19 protein-coding genes and 1 tRNA gene are annotated in these 18,584 nt (G+C 69.6%); 7 read left to right on the forward strand and 13 right to left on the reverse strand.

The features are described 5' to 3' along the window. Positions 1-25 precede the first annotated feature (25 nt). The 3 genes from Aph01nite_RS22030 to Aph01nite_RS42210 form a co-directional block, all read right to left on the reverse strand. Positions 26-457 (reverse strand): hypothetical protein, encoded by a 432-nt coding sequence (locus Aph01nite_RS22030; RefSeq protein ID WP_204042840.1) that lies wholly within the window; start codon positions 455-457, stop codon positions 26-28. A gap of 62 nt (positions 458-519) precedes the next feature. Next, positions 520-3,294 carry an AfsR/SARP family transcriptional regulator gene (locus Aph01nite_RS22035; RefSeq protein WP_204042841.1) on the reverse strand — a complete coding sequence of 925 codons (2,775 nt, stop codon included), beginning with the start codon at positions 3,292-3,294 and terminating at the stop codon, positions 520-522. Between the two features lie 121 nt (positions 3,295-3,415). Next, positions 3,416-3,544, reverse strand: a complete 129-nt coding sequence (locus tag Aph01nite_RS42210; protein WP_275419269.1) for a hypothetical protein — start codon at positions 3,542-3,544, stop codon at positions 3,416-3,418. Between the two features lie 340 nt (positions 3,545-3,884). On the opposite strand from Aph01nite_RS42210, the gene Aph01nite_RS22040 reads away from it, so the two are divergent. Continuing rightward, on the forward strand, positions 3,885-4,052 hold the full coding sequence (locus tag Aph01nite_RS22040; RefSeq protein WP_204042842.1) for a hypothetical protein: 168 nt from the start codon (positions 3,885-3,887) through the stop codon (positions 4,050-4,052). A 43-nt stretch (positions 4,053-4,095) separates the two neighbouring features. On the opposite strand, the gene Aph01nite_RS22045 is transcribed toward Aph01nite_RS22040, so the two are convergent. Beyond that, positions 4,096-4,169, reverse strand: a tRNA-Lys gene (locus Aph01nite_RS22045). Between the two features lie 87 nt (positions 4,170-4,256). On the opposite strand from Aph01nite_RS22045, the gene Aph01nite_RS22050 reads away from it, so the two are divergent. Together Aph01nite_RS22050 and Aph01nite_RS22055 are read left to right on the forward strand one after the other, a co-directional pair. Beyond that, complete coding sequence (locus Aph01nite_RS22050; protein ID WP_204042843.1) at positions 4,257-5,099, forward strand: AAA family ATPase; 843 nt, start codon at positions 4,257-4,259, stop codon at positions 5,097-5,099. A 16-nt stretch (positions 5,100-5,115) separates the two neighbouring features. Further along, positions 5,116-6,480, forward strand: coding sequence for a vWA domain-containing protein (locus Aph01nite_RS22055; RefSeq protein ID WP_204042844.1), 1,365 nt, complete (start codon positions 5,116-5,118; stop codon positions 6,478-6,480). A 4-nt stretch (positions 6,481-6,484) separates the two neighbouring features. Here Aph01nite_RS22055 and Aph01nite_RS22060 read toward each other — a convergent pair whose 3' ends face one another. Next, complete coding sequence (locus Aph01nite_RS22060) at positions 6,485-7,201, reverse strand: NERD domain-containing protein (RefSeq protein ID WP_239161875.1); 717 nt, start codon at positions 7,199-7,201, stop codon at positions 6,485-6,487. 265 nt (positions 7,202-7,466) lie between these two features. On the opposite strand from Aph01nite_RS22060, the gene Aph01nite_RS22065 reads away from it, so the two are divergent. Next, positions 7,467-8,066 carry a TetR/AcrR family transcriptional regulator gene (locus tag Aph01nite_RS22065; protein ID WP_204042846.1) on the forward strand — a complete coding sequence of 200 codons (600 nt, stop codon included), beginning with the start codon at positions 7,467-7,469 and terminating at the stop codon, positions 8,064-8,066. Position 8,067: 1 nt separating this feature from the next. On the opposite strand, the gene Aph01nite_RS22070 is transcribed toward Aph01nite_RS22065, so the two are convergent. The 4 genes from Aph01nite_RS22070 to Aph01nite_RS22085 all read right to left on the reverse strand — a co-directional run bounded on the left by Aph01nite_RS22070 (position 8,068) and on the right by Aph01nite_RS22085 (position 12,522). Further along, the gene (locus Aph01nite_RS22070; protein WP_204042847.1) at positions 8,068-9,135 is read right to left on the reverse strand and encodes an acyl-CoA dehydrogenase family protein; all 1,068 of its coding nucleotides are present in this window, start codon (positions 9,133-9,135) and stop codon (positions 8,068-8,070) included. After that, on the reverse strand, positions 9,132-10,304 hold the full coding sequence (locus tag Aph01nite_RS22075; RefSeq protein WP_204042848.1) for an acyl-CoA dehydrogenase family protein: 1,173 nt from the start codon (positions 10,302-10,304) through the stop codon (positions 9,132-9,134). Before Aph01nite_RS22075 ends, Aph01nite_RS22070 begins: the two co-directional genes overlap by 4 nt. A 68-nt stretch (positions 10,305-10,372) precedes the next feature. Beyond that, a complete protein-coding gene (locus tag Aph01nite_RS22080) occupies positions 10,373-11,584 on the reverse strand; it encodes an acyl-CoA dehydrogenase family protein (RefSeq protein ID WP_204042849.1) in 1,212 nt (403 codons plus the stop codon). Continuing rightward, on the reverse strand, positions 11,581-12,522 hold the full coding sequence (locus Aph01nite_RS22085) for a phosphotransferase family protein (RefSeq protein ID WP_204042850.1): 942 nt from the start codon (positions 12,520-12,522) through the stop codon (positions 11,581-11,583). The genes Aph01nite_RS22080 and Aph01nite_RS22085 overlap by 4 nt, the downstream gene beginning before the upstream one ends. Before the next feature lie 61 nt (positions 12,523-12,583). Between Aph01nite_RS22085 and Aph01nite_RS22090 the strand changes: the two genes are divergently transcribed. Together Aph01nite_RS22090 and Aph01nite_RS22095 are read left to right on the forward strand one after the other, a co-directional pair. Next, positions 12,584-13,159, forward strand: a complete 576-nt coding sequence (locus Aph01nite_RS22090) for a YdeI/OmpD-associated family protein (protein WP_204042851.1) — start codon at positions 12,584-12,586, stop codon at positions 13,157-13,159. A gap of 69 nt (positions 13,160-13,228) precedes the next feature. After that, on the forward strand, positions 13,229-13,822 hold the full coding sequence (locus tag Aph01nite_RS22095) for a GNAT family N-acetyltransferase (RefSeq protein ID WP_204042852.1): 594 nt from the start codon (positions 13,229-13,231) through the stop codon (positions 13,820-13,822). Here Aph01nite_RS22095 and Aph01nite_RS22100 read toward each other — a convergent pair. Then, a complete protein-coding gene (locus tag Aph01nite_RS22100) occupies positions 13,819-14,403 on the reverse strand; it encodes a TetR/AcrR family transcriptional regulator (RefSeq protein WP_204042853.1) in 585 nt (194 codons plus the stop codon). The genes Aph01nite_RS22095 and Aph01nite_RS22100 overlap by 4 nt on opposite strands. Before the next feature lie 55 nt (positions 14,404-14,458). Here Aph01nite_RS22100 and Aph01nite_RS22105 point away from each other — a divergent pair, with 55 nt between their 5' ends. Continuing rightward, on the forward strand, positions 14,459-15,607 hold the full coding sequence (locus tag Aph01nite_RS22105) for an FAD-dependent oxidoreductase (protein WP_204042854.1): 1,149 nt from the start codon (positions 14,459-14,461) through the stop codon (positions 15,605-15,607). 1 nt (position 15,608) lies between these two features. Here the strand turns inward: Aph01nite_RS22105 and Aph01nite_RS22110 are convergent, their stop codons facing one another. From Aph01nite_RS22110 to Aph01nite_RS22120, 3 genes are all read right to left on the reverse strand, one after another. Further along, positions 15,609-16,466 (reverse strand): DMT family transporter, encoded by an 858-nt coding sequence (locus tag Aph01nite_RS22110; protein WP_204042874.1) that lies wholly within the window; start codon positions 16,464-16,466, stop codon positions 15,609-15,611. Between the two features lie 151 nt (positions 16,467-16,617). After that, entirely contained in the window at positions 16,618-16,983 is a 366-nt protein-coding gene (locus Aph01nite_RS22115; RefSeq protein ID WP_204042855.1) for a VOC family protein, read from the reverse strand. Positions 16,984-17,009: 26 nt separating this feature from the next. Continuing rightward, positions 17,010-18,584 (reverse strand): phytoene desaturase family protein, encoded by a 1,575-nt coding sequence (locus Aph01nite_RS22120; RefSeq protein ID WP_204042856.1) that lies wholly within the window; start codon positions 18,582-18,584, stop codon positions 17,010-17,012.

Raw genomic sequence — 18,584 nt, forward strand, 5'->3', positions numbered from 1 at the left:
TTTCGCCACGCCATCACCTCGAGCTTCAGTTCTTGCAGTACCTTGCGCTGCCCGAGGGCCACCATCCGACGATCACGGCTGGCGCCGCCTTCTGGAAGCGAATCTTCAGACACCGGTTGGTTTGGGCCGCGGTTTTCACCGTCTTCTGCACGGACCTGGCCACGACGACGAGCCCGAAGCAGGCCGCCTTCGCCTTCCAATCGGACAGCTTGTTGCACTCTCCGAGGCTCGACCGGCCGATGGACGGCAGCTTCGCTAGCTTGCGGGTGAGGCTGCGGCTGAAATAGAGGTTGCACGTCGCGTTGTACCAGTGGCCGCAGTCAAGCCCGAAGGACGTGAGGCCGCTGGTGGTCGTGGTCGTGGTCGTCCCGGTGGCGGCCTGCGCGCCGGCCGCGGCCCCGGTCATGAGGCCGACGGTCAGGGTGATGGTCGCGAACAGCTGGAGGATGCGTTGCATCGCTCTGCCCTTCCTCTGCGCGGGCGGTTCCCGCGTCAGGGACAGCGTGCGATCAGAGGGGTTCAGGATCGTTTCAGTCTGCGTGAAGTCTCGGCGAGGCCGTACTGGTCGCCGAGTTCGCTGAACATCGAGTAGGCCAGGTCCAGTTCGTCCGCTCGGCCGGTGATGTCGCCGATCGTGGTGAGCGCCCATGCGTGCCCGTATCGATCTCCCAGGGCGCGCAGGCGCCTGGCAGCCTCGCCCGCGTGCTCCCCGGCCTCGGGATCACCCTGGGCCGCCAGGACCATGGCCATGCTGAGCAGCGCGTTCGCGGTCAATCTCGGGTCACGCAGGCGGCGTTCCGCCAGGTCCCGCTCCTCCTCCGCATGCTGGCGCGCCGCGCTCACCTCTCCCCGCACCAGCCGTACGGAGACCAGGCCATGAAGGCAGGCGGCCTGGCCGTAGCGGTCGCCGAGGTCGCGGGCCGAACGCAGCGCGCTGAGGAGGCAGGCGAGCGCGGTTTCCTGGTCCCCGGCCCGGTGCCGGACGACGCCGAGCGCGCGCACGCAGGCGGCCTCGCCGCGCCGGTCGCCGCAACTGCGGAACTCGGCCCGTCCCTGGGCGAGCGAGCGCTCCGCCTGCTCGAGCCGGGACTGGTCCAGCCGGGCCACACCGAGCCGGAACAGGACCCGGGCGCGCTCCCCGGCATCGCCGTACCGGATCAGTTGCCCAAGGCTCGACTGGTAGGTCTCGATCGCGCCCGCGAGGTCGCGCTCGGCCCGCTGCTGGTCGCCGAGATCGCGCAGGACCAGCGCCACACCGAGCGAGTCCCCGTCGGCACGGGCGGCGGCGAGCGCGTGCCGGTTGACGGTCCGCCATTCGTCCTGCTGGTGGCGTACTTCCAGGAAAGGCGTCAGGGCGTGCGCGAGCCGCCACGCGTGTCCGGGCAGGCGGTGCAGGTCGGCCACCAGCGCGGTCAGGAAGCCGAGCTCGGCGTCCAGCCACTCGATCGAGTCACGGATCTCGGTCGTGCCCATGCTGACCGCCTCCGGAACAGGGCTCGTGCCGAACCCCTCCGAGGTCAGCGGGAGGACGGCCGCCCGCACCCGGGTCAGCGCCACCCGCGCGAGGCGGGACAGGGCCGGCGCGGCGTCCTCGGGCGGGAGCCGTTCGCGGGCCATCAGCTGGGTGAGCTCGTGCATGCGGAACCGGTCCTGGCCCGCGTCGTCGCAGGCCAGCCGCTGCAGCAGGCCGCAATCGGCGATCACGTCGAGGGCGGCGGGACCACCGGCGAGGGGTTCCGCGATCCAGGCCGCGAAGCTCGAGGCGGTGATCGCGGTCAGCCGCGCGAGCAGCGCCTGCGGCCGGGGGTCGAGGCCCTCGTAGGCCAGGCTGAGCAGGGGCCGGACCCCGGTGTCGCCCGCGCGGAACTCGTCCAGGCGGGCGGCCTCGTCCCGCAGCCGCCGAGCGAGCCCCCGGGCAGAACGGTCCCGGCTGGCCGCCAGCCGCGCCGCCGCCGCCCGGACCGCGATGGGCAGCCCGGCGCAGGCGTCGAGCACACTCGTGGTGGCCTCGCCGTCGGCCTCAGCCCGCGCCCGCCCGGCCATCCGCTCCAGTAGTTCGCGGGACTCGGCCGCCGTGAAGACGTCCACCTCGAACGGCTCGGTTCCGGCCAGCCCGGCCAGCGCCGAGCGGCTCGTGATGATCGCCAGTGAGCCCGGGCCGGTCGGCATCAGCGGGCGCACCTGCTCCTCGTCGGTCGCGTTGTCGAGCAGGACGAGGAGTCTGCGATCCGCGGTGAGCGTCCGGTAGACCGCGGTCCGCTCCTCCATGGTCGCGGGGATCGAACCGCCCGGGTAGCCGAACGCGCGCAGGAACCGGGCGAGCGTCCCGGCCGCGTCCGGCTGCCTGCGCAGATCCGCGAACAGCTGGCCCCCGGGAAACCGCGCCCGATGCCGCCAAGCCATGTGTACGGCGAGCGTGGACTTGCCCACTCCCGCGTGGCCGTACAGGACGATGGGGTGCGGCCCGTGCGCGGGGCTGCGGGCGATCGCGGCCGACAAGCCGCTGAGCAGCTCGCGCCGGCCAACGAAGGAGCGGTCGTCGGAGGGAAGCTCCGCAGGGGTGCGGACCTCCTCCGCGTCCAGGGCCGGGTCCTCGCGGAGCATGCGTTCGTGCACTCGGCGCAGTACGGCGGACGGCTCGGCGCCGAGTTCCTCGGCCAGGACCTGGCGCACCCGGTGGTAGTGGGAGAGCGCCTCGCCGAGGTTGCCGGAGCGGTACAGGGCGACCATCAGGAGCAGGTGGACATGCTCCCGCAGCGGGTACCTGCGGGCCAGATTTCTGAGCCGGACGACGCACTCGCGGTGGTGACCGAGCCCGATCCGGACGTCGCAGAGCTCCTCTTCCACGGCCGCGCGCTGTTCCTCCAGCGCGGCGGCCTCCATTCGCCGCAGGTGATCGGAGTCCACGTCGGCCAGCGCAGGACCGCGCCACAGGTCCAGCGCCTGCTCCAGGGTGCGGATGCGGGTGACCGGGTCCTCGTCCCGGCGGTCGGCCAGGTCGCGGAACCGCCACACGTCGACCCGGTCCGGCTCGACCCGCAGCCGGTATCCGGCCGGGACGGTCTCGATCAGATCCCTTGGCAGGATCTTCCGCAGGTCGCTGACGTAGACCTTGATCACGCCGGTGGTGATCTCGCGGTCACCCGTCAGCGCCTCCTGCAACAGCTCGAGGGAGACGGGGCGTCCCCCTTCAAGGGCGAGCACGGCGAGGACCGCGCGATGGCGCGGTACCCGGATCGGGATGATCCGATCGCCGTCCACGACCTCGAGCGGGCCGAGGAGGTTGAAATCCATGATGTCCACATTTGACAACGCTTCGCCCACCTTGCAAGCCCAATGCAGGACCCGCCACCCCGGTTTCACGCAGGAAGGCATGGCGACTCCCGGTCGCCATGCCTTCTCCTCGGTCGCTTCGTCAGGCGACGTTCCAGTCGCCGATGAGGACGACCGCGTCGCCCGGCTGCGGGGTGTACCCGCTCCCCCTGGTGTGCCACGTTCCGTACGCACGCGACCGGTGCTGGGGCAGCCGGTCCCCGGCTTCCACGGGCGGAAGAAACCGGTGTAGTAGTTGCAGCCACTGCCCATCGGGCTCTCGTGGTTGCGTGTGCCGTTGTTCAGCTCGCTCTGGGCGGCGGAGACGATCGCGGGGCCTGCTCACCGCGAAGGCCGGAGCGGCCGTGACGGCCGTGAGGCTGGTGGTCACGACGGTGGTGGCGGCCAGCGCTGGCCGGCACCAGCATCGGCGCTCTCAACGGCATCGTGCCGGCCAGCGCGCCCACCCTGGAGGAGGGCACGACCAGACTGGTGGAGCTGTGGACGAGGCTGACCGACAGTTTCGGAGACGATATCGACGGGGAGAAGAGCTGGCATCGCGGATATTCCGGATGTTCGGCACCCGAAGTGAGCTGGAGCGGCTGATCGAGGAGGCGATCGACGAGCGGACGATGGCGACCGGTATTCCGACGCGGGTGGCCGCCTTCCCCGTGCCGCCCCCTATGCCGAAGGCCGCCCGCAGGGCCCGATTCGGCCCAGAAAATTCGATCACGAAATGAAGAAACCCCAGCTCACGGCACGTGAGCTGGGGTTTCTCCGGCGTGCGCCGCCAGGGACTCGAACCCCGGACCCGCTGATTAAGAGTCAGCTGCTCTAACCAACTGAGCTAGCGGCGCGCTGAAGCTCTTAAAGATTAGCGCACTGCGCGGAGCGGTCGAAACCGGTTAAAGTAGAACAACATTCGGTCAGGGAGGGGAGCGGGGATGGCCTGGTTCGCGGCGCCTCGGGAGGTCGGGGAGCGGTTGCGGGAGGTCGACTACCTGGCGGATGAGGGGATCGTCACATCGGTCTTCCTGGCGGGCGCGTTGGGGAAGCCGTTGCTGGTCGAAGGGCCGGCGGGAGTGGGGAAGACGCAGCTGGCCAAGGCGGTGGCGGTGGCTTCGGGCGCGGAGCTGGTCCGGTTGCAGTGCTACGAAGGGCTGGACGAGGCTCGGGCGCTCTACGAGTGGAACTACAAGAAGCAGCTGCTGCGGATCCAGGCGGAGGACGACGCGTGGGACGACATCTTCTCGGAGGAGTTCCTGCTGGAACGGCCACTGTTGAAGGCGATTCGCAGTGACGCGCCGACGGTGCTGCTCATCGACGAGATCGACAAGGCGGACGTCGAGGTCGAGGGGCTGTTGCTGGAGATCCTCTCGGACTACCAGGTGACGATTCCGGAGTTGGGGACGATCACGGCGGTGCGCAGGCCGTACGTGGTGCTGACGTCGAACGCGACGCGGGAGTTGAGTGAGGCGCTGAAGCGGCGGTGCCTGTATCTGCACCTGGGGTACCCGACGCCGGAGCGGGAGCGGGACATCGTGCTCGCGCAGGTACCCGGGCTGGCGGGCAATCTCGCGGAGCAGTTGGCGCGGACGGTGGCGACGTTGCGGAGCCTGGAGCTGAAGAAGTCGCCGAGCATCGCCGAGACGATCGACTGGGGGCACACGCTGCTCGCGCTGGGGCGTGCGGAGCTGACCGGGGACACGATCACCGAGACGCTGGGCGTGGTGTTGAAACACCATTCGGATCAGGCGCGGGCGGTCAAGGAACTGGGGCTTTCCTAGCCAACGAGGAGATTCGATGATCGGGCGGCATGTCGGGTTCGTGGCGGCCCTGCGGGAGGCGGGGATGCCGGTTTCGCTGGCCGAAGGGCTGGACGCGGCGAACGCGCTCATGGTCATCGATCTGATGGATCGGGAGACTTTGCGGGAGGCGTACGCGGCGACGCTGGTCAAGCGGCCGATGCATCGGGCGGGCTTCGACGTGCTGTTCGATCTCTGGTTTCCGGCGGTCACGTCGGGCGAGGGACCGGAAGACCAGGCAGAGCGGGCCGAGTACGACGCGGACACACCGGTCGAGGACCTGCGGAGTGTGCTGCAAGGGCTGCTGATGGGCAACGCGGACGATCCGGCTTTCCGGGAGTTCGTCCGGGACATGGTCGAGCGATTCGGCAGGGTTGAGGCCGGGCCGGGGCGGCAGTCGTGGTTCTCCTATTCGGTGCTGCGGGCGCTCTCGCCGGACACGTTGATCGCCCGGATGCTGAATCAGATGCTCAGCGAGCGCGGCGGGCTGCCGGAGAAGCTTGCACGTCAGCAAATATCGTCAAATATCAGGAAGTTCGAGGAAGCGGTGGCTTCCGAAGTGCGGCGGCGGATCGCGGAGGAGTCCGGGATCGAGAGGATCGCCCGGTCCGCGGTCCGGCCGCCCGTCGATCGGCTCGACTTCCTGCGGGTGACGAAGGCCGAGCTCGCGCAGCTGCGCCGTGAGGTGTATCCGCTCGCCCGCCGCCTGGCCAGCCGCTTGACGTACAAACACCGGCGCGGGCATCAGGGACGGCTCGATTTCCGCCGGACCGTAAGGGCTTCGCTGTCCACCGGCGGCGTGCCGCTGACCACCCACCTTCGACCGAAACGCCCGCACAAACCGGAACTGGTCATCCTGTGCGACGCGAGCGACTCGGTGTCGAGTTTCTCCCAGTTCACTCTGCTGCTCACTTTTGCCCTCCGCGAGCAGTTCACGAAGGTACGCGCATTCGCTTTCGTGGACACCGTTGACGAAATCACCAAATACTTCGCCCCCGGCACAGACGTCCTCGATGCCATCACCCAAATGACGAATGAAGCGGACATAACCCGCTTCGGACGGACCAATTACGGCAACGTCTTCACCCGTTTCTCCGAACGGTACGGCGACGCGGTCGGCCCCAAAACCTCCCTGCTGATCCTCGGCGACGCCCGTTCCAACTACCAGCCGCCCGCCCTGGACACCCTCAAGCGGCTGGCCTCCCAGGCCCGGCACGCGTACTGGCTCAACCCGGAACCCCGCGCCCAGTGGGACACCGGCGACTCCGTCGCCACCGGCTACGGCGCGGTCGTCCCGATGTACGAATGCCGGAACATCACCCAGCTCGCCGCCTTCATCGAAAGCACCGACGTAGGCGGATAAAAGCTCAGGTCACCCGGGTGACGGGCATTCGGGGGACCACCCGCGCCGCCGTACGGGCGAGCAGTTCGACCTGTTCCTCGGTGAGCTCCATGACGACCTGGGAACGGATCAGGCCCGCGATCTTGCGCGGGTACGCGACGGTCAGCCCTTCGCCCGTCACGATGCCGCCCCGGCCCTCGACGCGTCCGCCGTGCAGGGCCAGCACGGGGGCGATCGTCACCTCGATTCCCGTCTCCTTTGTCAGGAGTTGGGCGAGGGCGGTTCCGGCGGCGAGCAGGCCCTTGGCGACGGTCGTGCCGTACTTCTCGTCGAAGAAGAGGCGGCCGCCGTAGCGGGCGACGACCGTGTCGGGGCCCCAGGCTTCGTTGTCGATGAGCCAGAGGCCGTTGGGGCCGATGACCAGGTGGTCGATGGAGGCCTGGCCGGGGACGGCGCGGCCGTCCATGACGCGGTAGCCGTACCGGCGGAGTATGAGGCGCAGGAGGCGGCCGGTGCGGACCTCGCCGCGGCGTTTGCCGCGCCAGACGGCGGTGCGCTCGTGGGCGCGCCAGGCGATCAGGAAGTCGACGCCGCCGGCGAGGGCGGCGGTGAGCAGGCCGATGGCGAACGGGTTGGCCCAGCCGAAGCGGTAGGCCATGAGGTTGCCGATCAGGAAGCCGACGGCGGTGACGGCCGCGCGCACGCGGAGCCGGTTCTTGCGGCCGGCCATCCAGAACGTCAAATAGAGATTCTGGGGAGAAGAGCCGGTGAACTTCGCATCGCGCGGGACATAAATGGACCCACTTGCCACCTTACCGCTCCCCCACCTTAGGTCTGCTTTACCTAAGTTGTACCCAATCGGGAGTTCCAAGTCTCGCAAGGTGATGTAATTAACACACTCCCGCCATCTCGGATCGGTTTTGCCGTCAACGCGGGCGGACCGGCGGCAAGTCCGAACTTCTTGACCGACCAGTCGGTATGCTGGTCGTGGCAAAGGAGGCCCACCCATGGCGCGTACGGCATCGACGACGGTCGAGGAACCTGTCCGGCAACGGCTGCTCTCCGTGGCGACCCGGCTGTTCGCCGAGCGCGGCTTCGAGGGCACGTCGGTCCAGGAGATCGTGGCGGCGGCCGGAGTCACCAAGGGCGCCATGTACCACTATTTCGACTCCAAAGATGATCTGCTCCACGAGATCTACGCCCGGGTGCTGCGCATGCAGATGGAGCGTCTGACCAGGTTCGCGGAGGGCGAGAGCCCGATCGAGGAACGGCTGCACGCCGCGGCGCTGGACGTGGTCGTCACCACGGTCGAGAACCTGGACGACTCGAAGATCTTCTTCAGGTCGAACCACCAGCTCTCGCCGGAGACCCGCAAGGTCGTCCGAGCCGAGCGCCGCCGCTACCACGAACGATTCCGCGACCTGGTCATCGAGGGCCAGAACACCGGAACGTTCCGGTCGGACATTCCCGCCGAAATGGCGGTCGACTTCTTCTTCGGCTCGGTCCACCACCTCGGCACCTGGTACCACCCGGAGGGCCACCTCTCCGGCCAGGAGGTCGGCCGCTACTTCGCCGACCTCCTGCTCGCGTCCCTGCGCCCCGAATAGATCAGGCGGGCGCCGGCAGATCCGCCAGATCGGCCAGAGCGTCCCGATGGTCCCCGGGCGTGCCCAGCGCGATCTCGTCAGCCTTGGCGCGCTTCAGATACAGGTGGGCGGGATGCTCCCACGTCATCCCGATGCCGCCGTGCAACTGCACACACTCCTCAGCCGCGTGTACGGCCACCGCTCCGCAGTGCGCCTGCGCGACCGCCACCGCGACCCGGGCCGACTGCGACCACCCGGAGGCGAGCTGGTCGGCGGCGTTCCGGCAGGCGGCACGCGCGCCGACGATCTCCAGCCAGAGATCGGCCAGCCGGTGCTTCAACGCCTGGAAGGACCCGACCGGCCGCGCGAACTGGGTACGTTCCCGCAGGTAGCCGACCGTGCTGTCCAGACACCATTCGGCGATGCCGAGCTGTTCGGAGGCGAGCAGCCCGGCCCCGAAGGCGAGCGAGTCCCGAAGCGCGCCCGGCTCGGTCGCGACGATCCGCGCGTCGGCCGAGGCGAGGTCCACGGTCGCGACCACCCGAGTGGTGTCGAGCGAGGTCACCGGCGTCACGGTGACACCCGGATCATCGGCGGCCACCACGGCGAGCCCGGCCTCCACCGGAACGAGAAGAACGTCCGCCACATCCGCACCCGCGACCGCGGCGATCCGCCCACTGATCACCGACTCCTTGACCCGCACATCTGCGCCTGCGGGCCGGTAGGGCGAGGACGCGAAAGGCACGGCGAGCGCCGCCGTGGACTCCCCCACCGCGAGGCGTTCCAGCAGGTCGCCGACCTCGGCCGCGTCGGCGGCGAGCAGCGCCCTGGTCGCCAGGACGGCGCTGGTCAGGAACGGAACCGGCGCCACCGTGCGCCCGAGCTCCTCCAGGACCACGGCCGCCTCCCGGGCCGAGGCCCCGGCGCCGCCGAGCTCCTCCGGGATCAGCAGCCCGGCCACGCCGATATCCCGGGCCAGCGCCTTCCACAACCCGCCGTCGTCGGCCGCGCCCGGACTGGTCTTGTCGGCGAGCAGATCCCGGACCGCGGCCCGCAGCTGGTCCTCGATCTCGCTGTACAGCAGGCTCATCGGGGCAGGTCCTTCCACGGCACGTCCTTGTCCACGCGGGGCTCGGAGGGCAGGCCGAGCACCCGCTCGGCCACGATGTTGCGCAGGATCTCCGAGGTGCCGCCCTCGATCGAGTTGCCCTTCGCGCGCAGGTAGCGGTAGCCGGCCTCGCGGCCGAGGAAGTCGACGCCGTCGGAGCGGCGGAAGCTCCAGTCGTCGTAGAGCAGCCCCTCGTCGCGGAGCAGTTCCACCTCGAAGCCGGAGGCCTCCTGGTGCAGCTTGGCGAACAGGAGCTTCATCCCGGAGCCTTCCGGCCCGGGGTGGCCCGCCGCCAGCTGCTCCCGGAGCCGTGCCCCGGTCAGCCGCATGACCTCGCTGTTCACCCAGAGCCTGAGCAGCCGCTGGTGCAGGTCGTGGGTGCGCAGCTCGGGCCGTTCCCGCCAGGTGTCGGCGATCATGCCGACCATGGTCCGGCGTCCTCCCGGCATGCCGCCGCCGATGGCCACACGCTCGTTCATCAGCGTCGTCTGGGCCACCCGCCAGCCGTCCCCGATCTGGCCGAGCCGCAGGTCGTCACTGAGCCGCACCCCGGTGAGGAACACCTCGTTGAACTCCGCCTCGCCGGTGATCTGGCGGAGCGGGCGCACCTCCACGCCGGGCGCGTGCATGTCGCAGATGAAATAGGTGATCCCGCGATGCTTGGGCACATCCGGATCCGTACGGGCGACCAGGATGCCCCACCGCGACAGATGCGCGCCCGAGGTCCAGACCTTCTGGCCGTCCACGATCCACTCGTCGCCGTCCCGGACCGCCCGGGTGGCGAGCGAGGCGAGGTCGGAGCCGGCGCCGGGTTCGCTGAACAGCTGGCACCAGACCTCCTCCCCCGTCCAGAGCGGGCGCAGGAAACGCTGTTTCTGCTCCTCCGTCCCGTACGCCAGGATCGTGGGCGCGGCCATGCCGAGGCCGATCGCGATCCGGCCGGGGTCGTTGTCGGGCGTCCCGCGCAGGAGCTGGTCCACCAGTGGCTGCCGGTCGCGCGGAAGGCCGAGACCGCCGAGGCCGGGCGGGAAGAACACCCAGGCCAGGCCGGCGTCGAAGCGCGCGCGCAGGAACTCCATCGGGTCTGTCGTCGCCGGGTCGTGCTCGGCCAGGAACGCGGCAACCCGCTCCCGTACCGCTGTCGCGTCCACCTATGTTCCCCTTTGTTGTGATGGACCCCAGTCGTACCGCATGATCAACCGGATGGGCATCGGTGCAATCACCTGCTCATGTACTTCTTCAGTTCGCGGTAGGCGAGGGAGCGTTTGTGCACCTCGTCGGGCCCGTCGGCGAAGCGCAGGCTGCGGGCGCCCGCCCAGAGGCCGGCCAGCGGGAAGTCCTGGCTGACGCCGCCGGCGCCGTGCACCTGGATGGCCTTGTCGAGGATCCATTCCACGGCGATGGGTGTGGCGATCTTGATGGCCTGGATCTCGGTGTGGGCGCCCTGGTTGCCGACGGTGTCCATCAGCCAGGCGGTCTTCAGGACCAGCAGGCGGAGCTGCTCGATCTTCACCCGCGACTCGGCGATCCAGTCCTGGACGACGCCCTGCTGCGCGATGGGCTTGCCGAACGTGCTGCGGCCGAGCGCGCGCCTGCACATCATCTCCACGGCGCGTTCGGCCATGCCGATCAGGCGCATGCAGTGGTGGATGCGGCCGGGCCCGAGCCGTGCCTGGGCGATGGCGAATCCGCCGCCCTGCTCGCCGATGAGGTGGTCGGCCGGCACCCGGACGTCCTCGAAGAGCAGTTCGGCGTGGCCGCCGTGGTCGCCGTCGTTGTAGCCGAAGACGGTCATCCCGCGCTTCACGGTCAGACCAGGGGTGTCCCGGGGCACGAGGATCTGGCTCTGCCGCCGGTGCGAAGGCGCGTCGGGGTCGGTGAGGCCCATCACGATGAAGATCTTGCAGTTGGGGTTCATCGCGCCGGTGATGAACCATTTGCGGCCGTTGATCACATACTCGTCGCCGTCACGGGCAATGGAGGTGGCGATGTTGGTGGCGTCGGAGGAGGCGACGTCGGGTTCGGTCATCGCGAACGCGGACCGGATCTCGCCGCGGAGCAGCGGTTCCAGGTATTCCTTGCGCTGCCAATCGGTGCCGAACTGGGCGAGGACCTCCATGTTGCCGGTGTCGGGCGCGGCGCAGTTGGTGGCGGCGGGGGCGATGGCCGGGGAGCGGCCCATGATCTCGGCAAGCGGCGCGTACTGCAGGTTGGTGAGGCCGGCGCCGCCGTGGTCGCCGGGCAGGAACAGGTTCCAGAGGCCACGCCGGCGGGCCTCCTGCTTGAGGTCCTCCAGCAGCGGCGGAGCGCTCCAACCGCTCTCCGCCGCCTGCTCCTCGAACGCGCTCTCGGCCGGATAGACGCATTCGTCCATGAAGGCCGACAGCCGCCCGGCCAGCTCCTTCGTCGTCTCGTCATAGCCGAAGTTCATTGTCCGACCTCTCTCAGACCGCGCTCGACCAGCGGTTCGACCGTGGCGCCGATCTCGGCGAAGCCGTCCCCGACGGTGAGACCCTGGGTGTAGCGGAAGTGGATGCCCTCGGCGATCACCGCGAGCTTGAAGCAGGCCAGGCCGACATACCACCCGAGTCTGGACAGGTCGCGGCCGGACGCCTTGGCGTAGTGACCGGCGAGATCGCCGGTGTCGGTGGCGAAGCCCGTGTCGAGCATGGCGAAGTCGCCGTACAGCAGGAACAGGGCGAGGTCGGTGAGGGGATCTCCGAGGGTGGACATCTCCCAGTCGAGCACGGCCATGAGCTTCCCGCCCTCGATGAGGGTGTTGCCCAGTTTGAAGTCGCCGTGCACGATCGCGGGCGGGCCCGAGTCGGGGACGGCACGCGCCAGCCGCTCGTGCAGCTCGTCGATCCCGGCCACCTCCCGGCTGCGCGAGGCGTCCAGCTGCCGCTTCCAGCGGGTGACCTGCCGGGTCAGGAAGCCCTCCGGCCTGCCGAAGTCGCCGAGCCCGACGGTCTCCGGGTCGATGGAGTGCAGGGCGGCGAGCACGTCGGTCAACTCGCGGGCCAGCTGCGGCGTGATGGACGGCTGGCCGCCGGGCACGAACTCCATCACGTAGAAGGGCGCGCCGACGACCTCGGGATCCTGGCAGAGATGGTAGGTGCGCGGGACGGGGACGGGCGTGTCCTGCAAGGCGGACATCACGCGATATTCCCGGCTCATGTCGTGCGCCGTGGCGAGCACGTGGCCCAACGGCGGACGCCGGACCACGAGCGTGCGGGACGCGTCCCGGACGACGTAGGTGAGATTGGACTTGCCGCCCTGGATCACCTCGGCGGTGAGCGGCCCTCGGGTGAGGCCGATCCGCTCCAGATGATCGGCGAGACGGACAAGATCGAGGCCGGGAACATTCACCCCCGCAGCGTACCGACCAGCCGGTATGCCTGTCGAACGCTACCCTTACGTTATGGAGCCAATGTTCTTTTCGACCCCCGAGTTCTGGCGTGAATGGCTGGCCGCCAACCACGAGGCACAGACCGAACTGTGGGTGGGCTACTACAAGGTCTCCACCGGGAAACCCAGCATCACGTGGCCGGAGTCGGTCGACCAGGCACTCTGTTTCGGGTGGATCGACGGCGTGCGCAAGAGCGTGGACGAGGACTCCTACAAGATCAGGTTCACGCCACGGAGGCCCCGGAGTATCTGGAGCGCCGTCAATATCGGGAGATTTCGGGAATTAGCCGACCAGGGGTTGGTGCACCCGATGGGGCAGGCCGCGTTCGATCAACGTGCGGCGGAGCGGTCCGCGGTCTACTCGTACGAGCAGGGCCAGGTGGCCGGGCTTCCGGGCGAGTACGAGGAGAGGTTCCGCGCGCAGCCGGCGGCGTGGGACTGGTTCCAGAAGCAGGCGCCGTACTATCGGCGGACCGCCGCGCACTGGGTGACCAGCGCGAAGAAGGAGGAGACGCGCCTCAGACGGCTCAGCCAATTGATCGAGGACTCGGCCGAGGGCCGGCGGATTGGGCCGCTGAGGCCGCCCGGGCAGAAGTGAAAGTGGTCTCCCGTTTCCCGCCGGGAGTGGCCATCCATCGGTGACCACTCCCGCTCTAGGCTGACGGGCATGACCGCCACGATGCCCGCTCCCGTCACCCTCGAAGGCCGATTCGTACGCCTTGAGCCGCTCACCCTCGACCACGTCCCCGACCTGTTCGCGGCCGGAGGCGGCGATGACGACGTGTGGCGCTGGATGCCCGCCCCGACTCCCCGGACCGAGCAGGACATGAGCGCCCTGGCGGCGAAACTGATCGTCGATCCGCACACGACACCGCTGGCGGTCATCCACGACAACCGTGCGGTCGGCTGGTCCACCTACCTCGACTGCCCCGGATTCGACGCCAGCGTGGAGATCGGCTGGACCTGGTACGGCCAGGCCCACTGGCGCTCCCCCGTCAACACCGAATGCAAGATCCTCCTGATCGACCACGCCATCGACAAACTGGGCTTCAACCGCGTCCAGCTCAAGACCGACAACATGAACATCCGCTCCCAGACGGCCATCCGGCGGATCGGCGGCGTCCACGAGGGCACCCTCCGCCGCCACCGCCCGCGCCCTGACGGCACCTGGCGGGACACGGTCGTCTTCAGCATCCTGGACGACGAGTGGCCTCCCCACCGCACCCGCCTCCAGGCCCGGCTGGACCTCCCGCAGCGTTAGAACAGAGCCGGGAGGATTCCGGTGAGGAATTCGGTGAAGGCGGCCTTCAGGTCGTCGCGGGACGGGGTCGTGCCGGCGCCCACGACCGCGTCGAAGAGCATGCCTTCGCCGTAGGCGACGATCTGGCGGCCGTGCCGTACCGGATCGGGGGAGCCTGCGGCGGTGAGGAGGGCGACGGCGGGGTCGCGGAAGCGGCGGCCGATCTCGTCGTAGATCTTGCGCAGTTCGGGGCGGCGGGTGGCTTCGAGGGCGAGTTCGTAGCGCGCGACGGTGCGGTTCCTGTCGACGGTGATGGCCAGGTGCATGGATTCGGCCATCACGTCGGCGAGGCCGGCGAGCAGGTCGGGGCCGGGCGGGGCGGCGCGGTGGAGCAGCGCGGCGAAGTGGGCCTCCTCCAGTTCGGTGAGGCGGGCCAGGGTCAGCTCCAGGAGCGCGGCGCGGGTGCGGGCCAGGTTGGAGGTCGAGCCGGAGGGCAGGCCGGCCTCCTCGTCGACGGCGCGGTGGGTGAGGCCGCGCATGCCGCGTCCGGCCAGGATCGCGATGGCCGTGTCCCCGATGAGCGCGCTTCGTGCTGTCGTCATTCCCCTGATACTACAGCTGTAGTACAGTGGCACTACAGATGTAGTGGAGGTCATGATGGCGCACGTGGTAGTGGTCGGAGCGGGAATCGGCGGGCTGACGGCGGCGGCCGCCCTCGAGCGCAAGGGCTGGCAGGTGACGGTGCTGGAACGGGCGCCGTCCATCGAGCCGGTGGGGTCGGGCCTGGCGATCGCCCCCAACGCGCTGCGCGCCCTGGACACCGTCGGTATCGGCGATCACGTCAGGAAACTCGCGGCCATGCAGGGACAGGCCGGGATCAGGCGGGCGGACGGCCGCTGGCTCTCCCGGACCAGCGCGGAGGCCGCCACCGAGCGCTACGGCGACCCGACCGTGCTGCTGCTCCGGGCCAGCCTGGTCGAGCTGCTGGCGGGGGCGCTCGCCGAAGGGACGATCCGTCTCAACACGGCCGTGGCCGAGATCTCCCAGACGGCGGACCACGCGGTCGTGGTCACGGCCGACGGCGCGGAGCTGGCCGCCGATCTGGTGGTGGCGGCGGACGGCATCAACTCGGCCACGCGTGCCCGGATCTTCCCCGAACATCCGGGTCCGGCCTACGCGGGCGTCACCAGCTGGCGTGTGCTCGCGCGCGGCAGCGGCCTGACCACGTCGGAGTCGTGGGGTGGCCGCGGCCTCGTCTTCGGGGTGGCGCCGCTGGTCGACGATCTCGTCTACTGCTACGCCACCGCGACCGTTCCCGCCGGTCAGAAGGCCGAGGGCGGCGAACTGGCCGAGCTGGTACGGCTCTTCGGCGACTGGCACGACCCGATCCCGAGACTGCTGGCCGAGGCCGACCCCGCCAAGGTGCTGCGCCACGACATCTACTCGCTGGAGCAGCCCCTACCGGCCTTCCATCAGGGACGGATCGCCCTGGTCGGCGACGCGGCCCACGCGATGACGCCCAACCTCGGCCAGGGCGCCTGCCAGGCCATCGAGGACGCGATCGTGCTCGCCCACCTGGCGGACGCGAACAACCTGGAAAGCCTCGACGCCTACACGGCGGCCCGGCTCCCCCGGACGACCCCCATCCTCACCCGATCCCGGACCATCTGCCGGATGACCTCATGGCGCAACCCGATCGCGGTCACCGCCAGAAACAGCATGATCGCCCTGGTCGGCAAACTCGGGCCGACCGCGGCACTACGCCAGATGGACACCGTCTTCGCCTGGCAACCACCCCGGGACTGAGTCAGCCGACTGGTGCGGGAGCGGGTGTGGGCGTGGGATGTGAATGGTCGGGGGCCAGGCGGCTGAGGGTTATCGTGCCGCCGACGAGGAGTATGGAGGCGATGATCGCGGGAATCACCTGGCCGACGCCGGTGGGGACCGGTTCGCCGAGGAGGAGGGCTCCGGCCATGACCGAGGTGATCGGGTCGACGACCTGCACCCCCGCATAGGCGATCCCGAAATATCCCACCGCGTACGACTTCTGGAGCAGGACCACCGCGCAGATCAGCAGCACCGGGATCGCCACCGTGAACCAGTGCAGCAGGCGGGCCATGTCACCGCCGAGCCCTCCGCCCACCACCCGGACGAACGTGGACACGGTGGCCGTGACCGACCCCGCGCCCACCGCCATCGCGAGCGCCTTCCCGGGCCCGCTGACGAATCGCGCCACCGTGAAGCACGCGGTCGTGAACAGCCCGACCACCACGATCATGCCGATGGCCGCCGCGTTGGACATGGCCGGCTTCACGTTGTGGGTGGGAATGAGGAGCATCAGCCCGAGCAGTCCCACGGCCACCGCCACCGAGCCGGTGATCTCCGCCCGGTGCGGGCGGCGGCCGTGCAGCCAGGCCGCCAGCGGCACCGCGAACACCAGCGTGGCGACGCTGATCGGCTGGATCACGATGAGCGGCGCGAAGCTCAGCGCCACCGCGTGCAGGCAGGCTCCGGTGAAGCCGATGACGCCACCGATCCACCAGCGAGTCCTGCTCATCAGCTTCAGCGTGGCCCCCAGGGCGACCGCCTCGCGCTGCTGCAACGCGGCGCCCAGCGCGTATCCGAGCGCCCCGGCCAGCGCGATCGTAATGCCCACCCAGGTCATGGGCACCGGCCAAGGCTTAACGTGTCGAGGGTCACCCGTTTAGCTTAGGGACAAAGTGCGGTGCCCCCGACATCCTTCGCCTGACCCGGCCGTTACCTTTTCCAACCAAACGACCCATTTCGCCGGCGGGAACCCCGCCGGCGATCCGGGGTCAGCCGTCCTCGCGCGGCGGGCACACGTCGAACAGGTGGCCCTCCGGGTCGGCCAGGGTGACCCAGCCGTGGCCCGCCTGGAACTCCGGCTTCGTGGCGCCGAGGGCCAGGTACTCCTCGACCGCCTTGTCCACGTCCGGGACCCGGAAGTCCAGGTGGAACTGCTTGTCGGGCCCGGGCCAGCTCGGCGCCCTCCGGTCCGGTACGCGCTGGAAGTAGATGCTCGTGGTGCCGTCCCCGATGCCCGCGTACTCGTCCTCGGCGTACTGGACCTCGAAGCCGGTGATCTTCGAATAGAACTCGGCCAGCGTCTTGGGCTCGGCGCAGTCGATGGTCACTGCTATCAGTTTCGCGATCGTCGTCATGCGCTCGAGTGTTCCGGAGATACCTGTCAGGGAGTGTCAGCTATCACGGCCATGGCCGCGTTCTTTCCGTTGAGGGCGATGACGCTCCCGCCGGGGTGGGTGGCCGCGCCGCACAGGTAGACCCCGGGGATCGGCGTACGCGGGGTGAGCCGGTTCTCCCACATCTGGTCGGGGCGCACCTCGCCCTGGAAGATGTGGCCGCCGGTGAGGCCGACCCGCTGCTCGATGTCCGGAGCGCCGAGCACCTCGTAGCTGATCAGGCAGTCCTCGAAGTCGGGGGCGTACCGGCCGATGAGGTCGATGAACTGGCGGGCCACCTCCTCGCGTCGGGTGCCCCAGTCCATCCCGTACGGCGCGTACTGCCCGAAGACGCTGATCAGGTGTTTGCCCTCGGGGGCCGGAGTCGGGTCGTGGGAGGTCTGGAAGTAGATCTCCCCGAAGCCGACCGCGGGCTCGCCCGCCGCGCAGCGCTCGAACGCCGTCTGCGCCTCGTCCAGGGTGGAGATCACGTCCACGACCCCGCGGGACATGAAAGTCTCACTGGGCGCGGCGTTCCAGGACGGCAGCCGGTCGAGCGCGGCGTTGAACTTCACGACGGGGCTGCGGATGTCCCAGGCGTCGATCCGGCTGCGGTAGTCCTCGGGGACGTCGCCGACCATGGTCATCAGGCGCTTCGGGTCGGCGTTGCTGACCACGGTGCGCGCGGCGATGAAGGTGCCGTCGTCGAGGCGTACGCCCTCGCCCGGCAGCACTTCGCCGACCGGGACGCCGGTGGCCAGCACGGCGCCGGCCTCGCGGGCGGCGTCGGCGATGGCGAAGCTGACCATGCCCATGCCGCCCTTGACGTAGCCCCAGCACGCGCCGTGGCCCTCGACCTCGCCGATGAAGTGCATGAGCTTGACGGCGGCGGTGCCGGGGTCCTTGGGGCCCGCCCAGGTGCCGATGATGCCCTGGCCGTAGAGGGCGTCCCTGAGCCGGGGGTCGGAGACGTACTCGGCCAGGACCTCCTCGATGGAGGCGCGGAACAGCACGTCGATCAGGTAGTCGTCGCGGCCGAGCATCTCCTCCAGCTCGTCCCGCGTCGGGGAGGCGCCGGCCCAGGAGTCCCGAGGGCCCTTCCTGAGCTTGATCCGCATCTGATCGAACATGTCTTCATACGCGAAATATCCGTCGATGTCCTTGGCCGACACGCCCAACGCGCGCAGCCCGGCCTCGGTGCGGTCGTGGTCCATCCACTGCGCGAACGCGGTGCCGTCGTCGAACGGGACCCACAGCTGCGGGTCGGCGAGGTAGACCTCCAGCCCGCGCCGGTGCAGGTCCAGCTCCCGGATGACGGTCTCGTCCAGCAGGCCGATCACGTACGCGCAGGGGCTGATGACGAACCGCTGGTCCGGGAACGGGCGCTCCAGCGTGGCGGCCCCGCCCAGACGCTCGCGCGCCTCCAGGACCAGCACCGACTGGCCGGCCCTGGCCAGATAGGCGGCGCAGGTCAGCCCGTTGTGTCCGCCTCCGACCACGATTGTGTCCCAGCGCCGGGCGGCCAGCGCGGACACCGGCTCCGGCAGGCCCACCCGGCCCAGCTGTGCGGCAATCTCGTTCAT

Origin of the sequence: Acrocarpospora phusangensis (assembly GCF_016862995.1) — a bacterium.
GTDB lineage: Bacteria > Actinomycetota > Actinomycetes > Streptosporangiales > Streptosporangiaceae > Acrocarpospora > Acrocarpospora phusangensis.

What these genes read in the sequence shown, in the direction of transcription:
- Aph01nite_RS22040 (WP_204042842.1), top strand. Translation starts at nt 3,885, where the DNA reads ATGTTCGGCACCCGAAGTGAGCTGGAGCGGCTGATCGAGGAGGCGATC.
- Aph01nite_RS22095 (WP_204042852.1), top strand. Translation starts at nt 13,229, where the DNA reads ATGACCGCCACGATGCCCGCTCCCGTCACCCTCGAAGGCCGATTCGTA.
- Aph01nite_RS22050 (WP_204042843.1), top strand. Translation starts at nt 4,257, where the DNA reads ATGGCCTGGTTCGCGGCGCCTCGGGAGGTCGGGGAGCGGTTGCGGGAG.
- Aph01nite_RS22080 (WP_204042849.1), bottom strand. Translation starts at nt 11,584, where the DNA reads ATGAACTTCGGCTATGACGAGACGACGAAGGAGCTGGCCGGGCGGCTG.
- Aph01nite_RS22035 (WP_204042841.1), bottom strand. Translation starts at nt 3,294, where the DNA reads ATGGATTTCAACCTCCTCGGCCCGCTCGAGGTCGTGGACGGCGATCGG.
- Aph01nite_RS22100 (WP_204042853.1), bottom strand. Translation starts at nt 14,403, where the DNA reads ATGACGACAGCACGAAGCGCGCTCATCGGGGACACGGCCATCGCGATC.
- Aph01nite_RS22110 (WP_204042874.1), bottom strand. Translation starts at nt 16,466, where the DNA reads ATGACCTGGGTGGGCATTACGATCGCGCTGGCCGGGGCGCTCGGATAC.
- Aph01nite_RS22105 (WP_204042854.1), top strand. Translation starts at nt 14,459, where the DNA reads ATGGCGCACGTGGTAGTGGTCGGAGCGGGAATCGGCGGGCTGACGGCG.
- Aph01nite_RS22120 (WP_204042856.1), bottom strand. Translation starts at nt 18,584, where the DNA reads ATGAACGAGATTGCCGCACAGCTGGGCCGGGTGGGCCTGCCGGAGCCG.
- Aph01nite_RS22065 (WP_204042846.1), top strand. Translation starts at nt 7,467, where the DNA reads ATGGCGCGTACGGCATCGACGACGGTCGAGGAACCTGTCCGGCAACGG.
- Aph01nite_RS22070 (WP_204042847.1), bottom strand. Translation starts at nt 9,135, where the DNA reads ATGAGCCTGCTGTACAGCGAGATCGAGGACCAGCTGCGGGCCGCGGTC.
- Aph01nite_RS22115 (WP_204042855.1), bottom strand. Translation starts at nt 16,983, where the DNA reads ATGACGACGATCGCGAAACTGATAGCAGTGACCATCGACTGCGCCGAG.
- Aph01nite_RS22090 (WP_204042851.1), top strand. Translation starts at nt 12,584, where the DNA reads ATGTTCTTTTCGACCCCCGAGTTCTGGCGTGAATGGCTGGCCGCCAAC.
- Aph01nite_RS22055 (WP_204042844.1), top strand. Translation starts at nt 5,116, where the DNA reads ATGATCGGGCGGCATGTCGGGTTCGTGGCGGCCCTGCGGGAGGCGGGG.
- Aph01nite_RS22030 (WP_204042840.1), bottom strand. Translation starts at nt 457, where the DNA reads ATGCAACGCATCCTCCAGCTGTTCGCGACCATCACCCTGACCGTCGGC.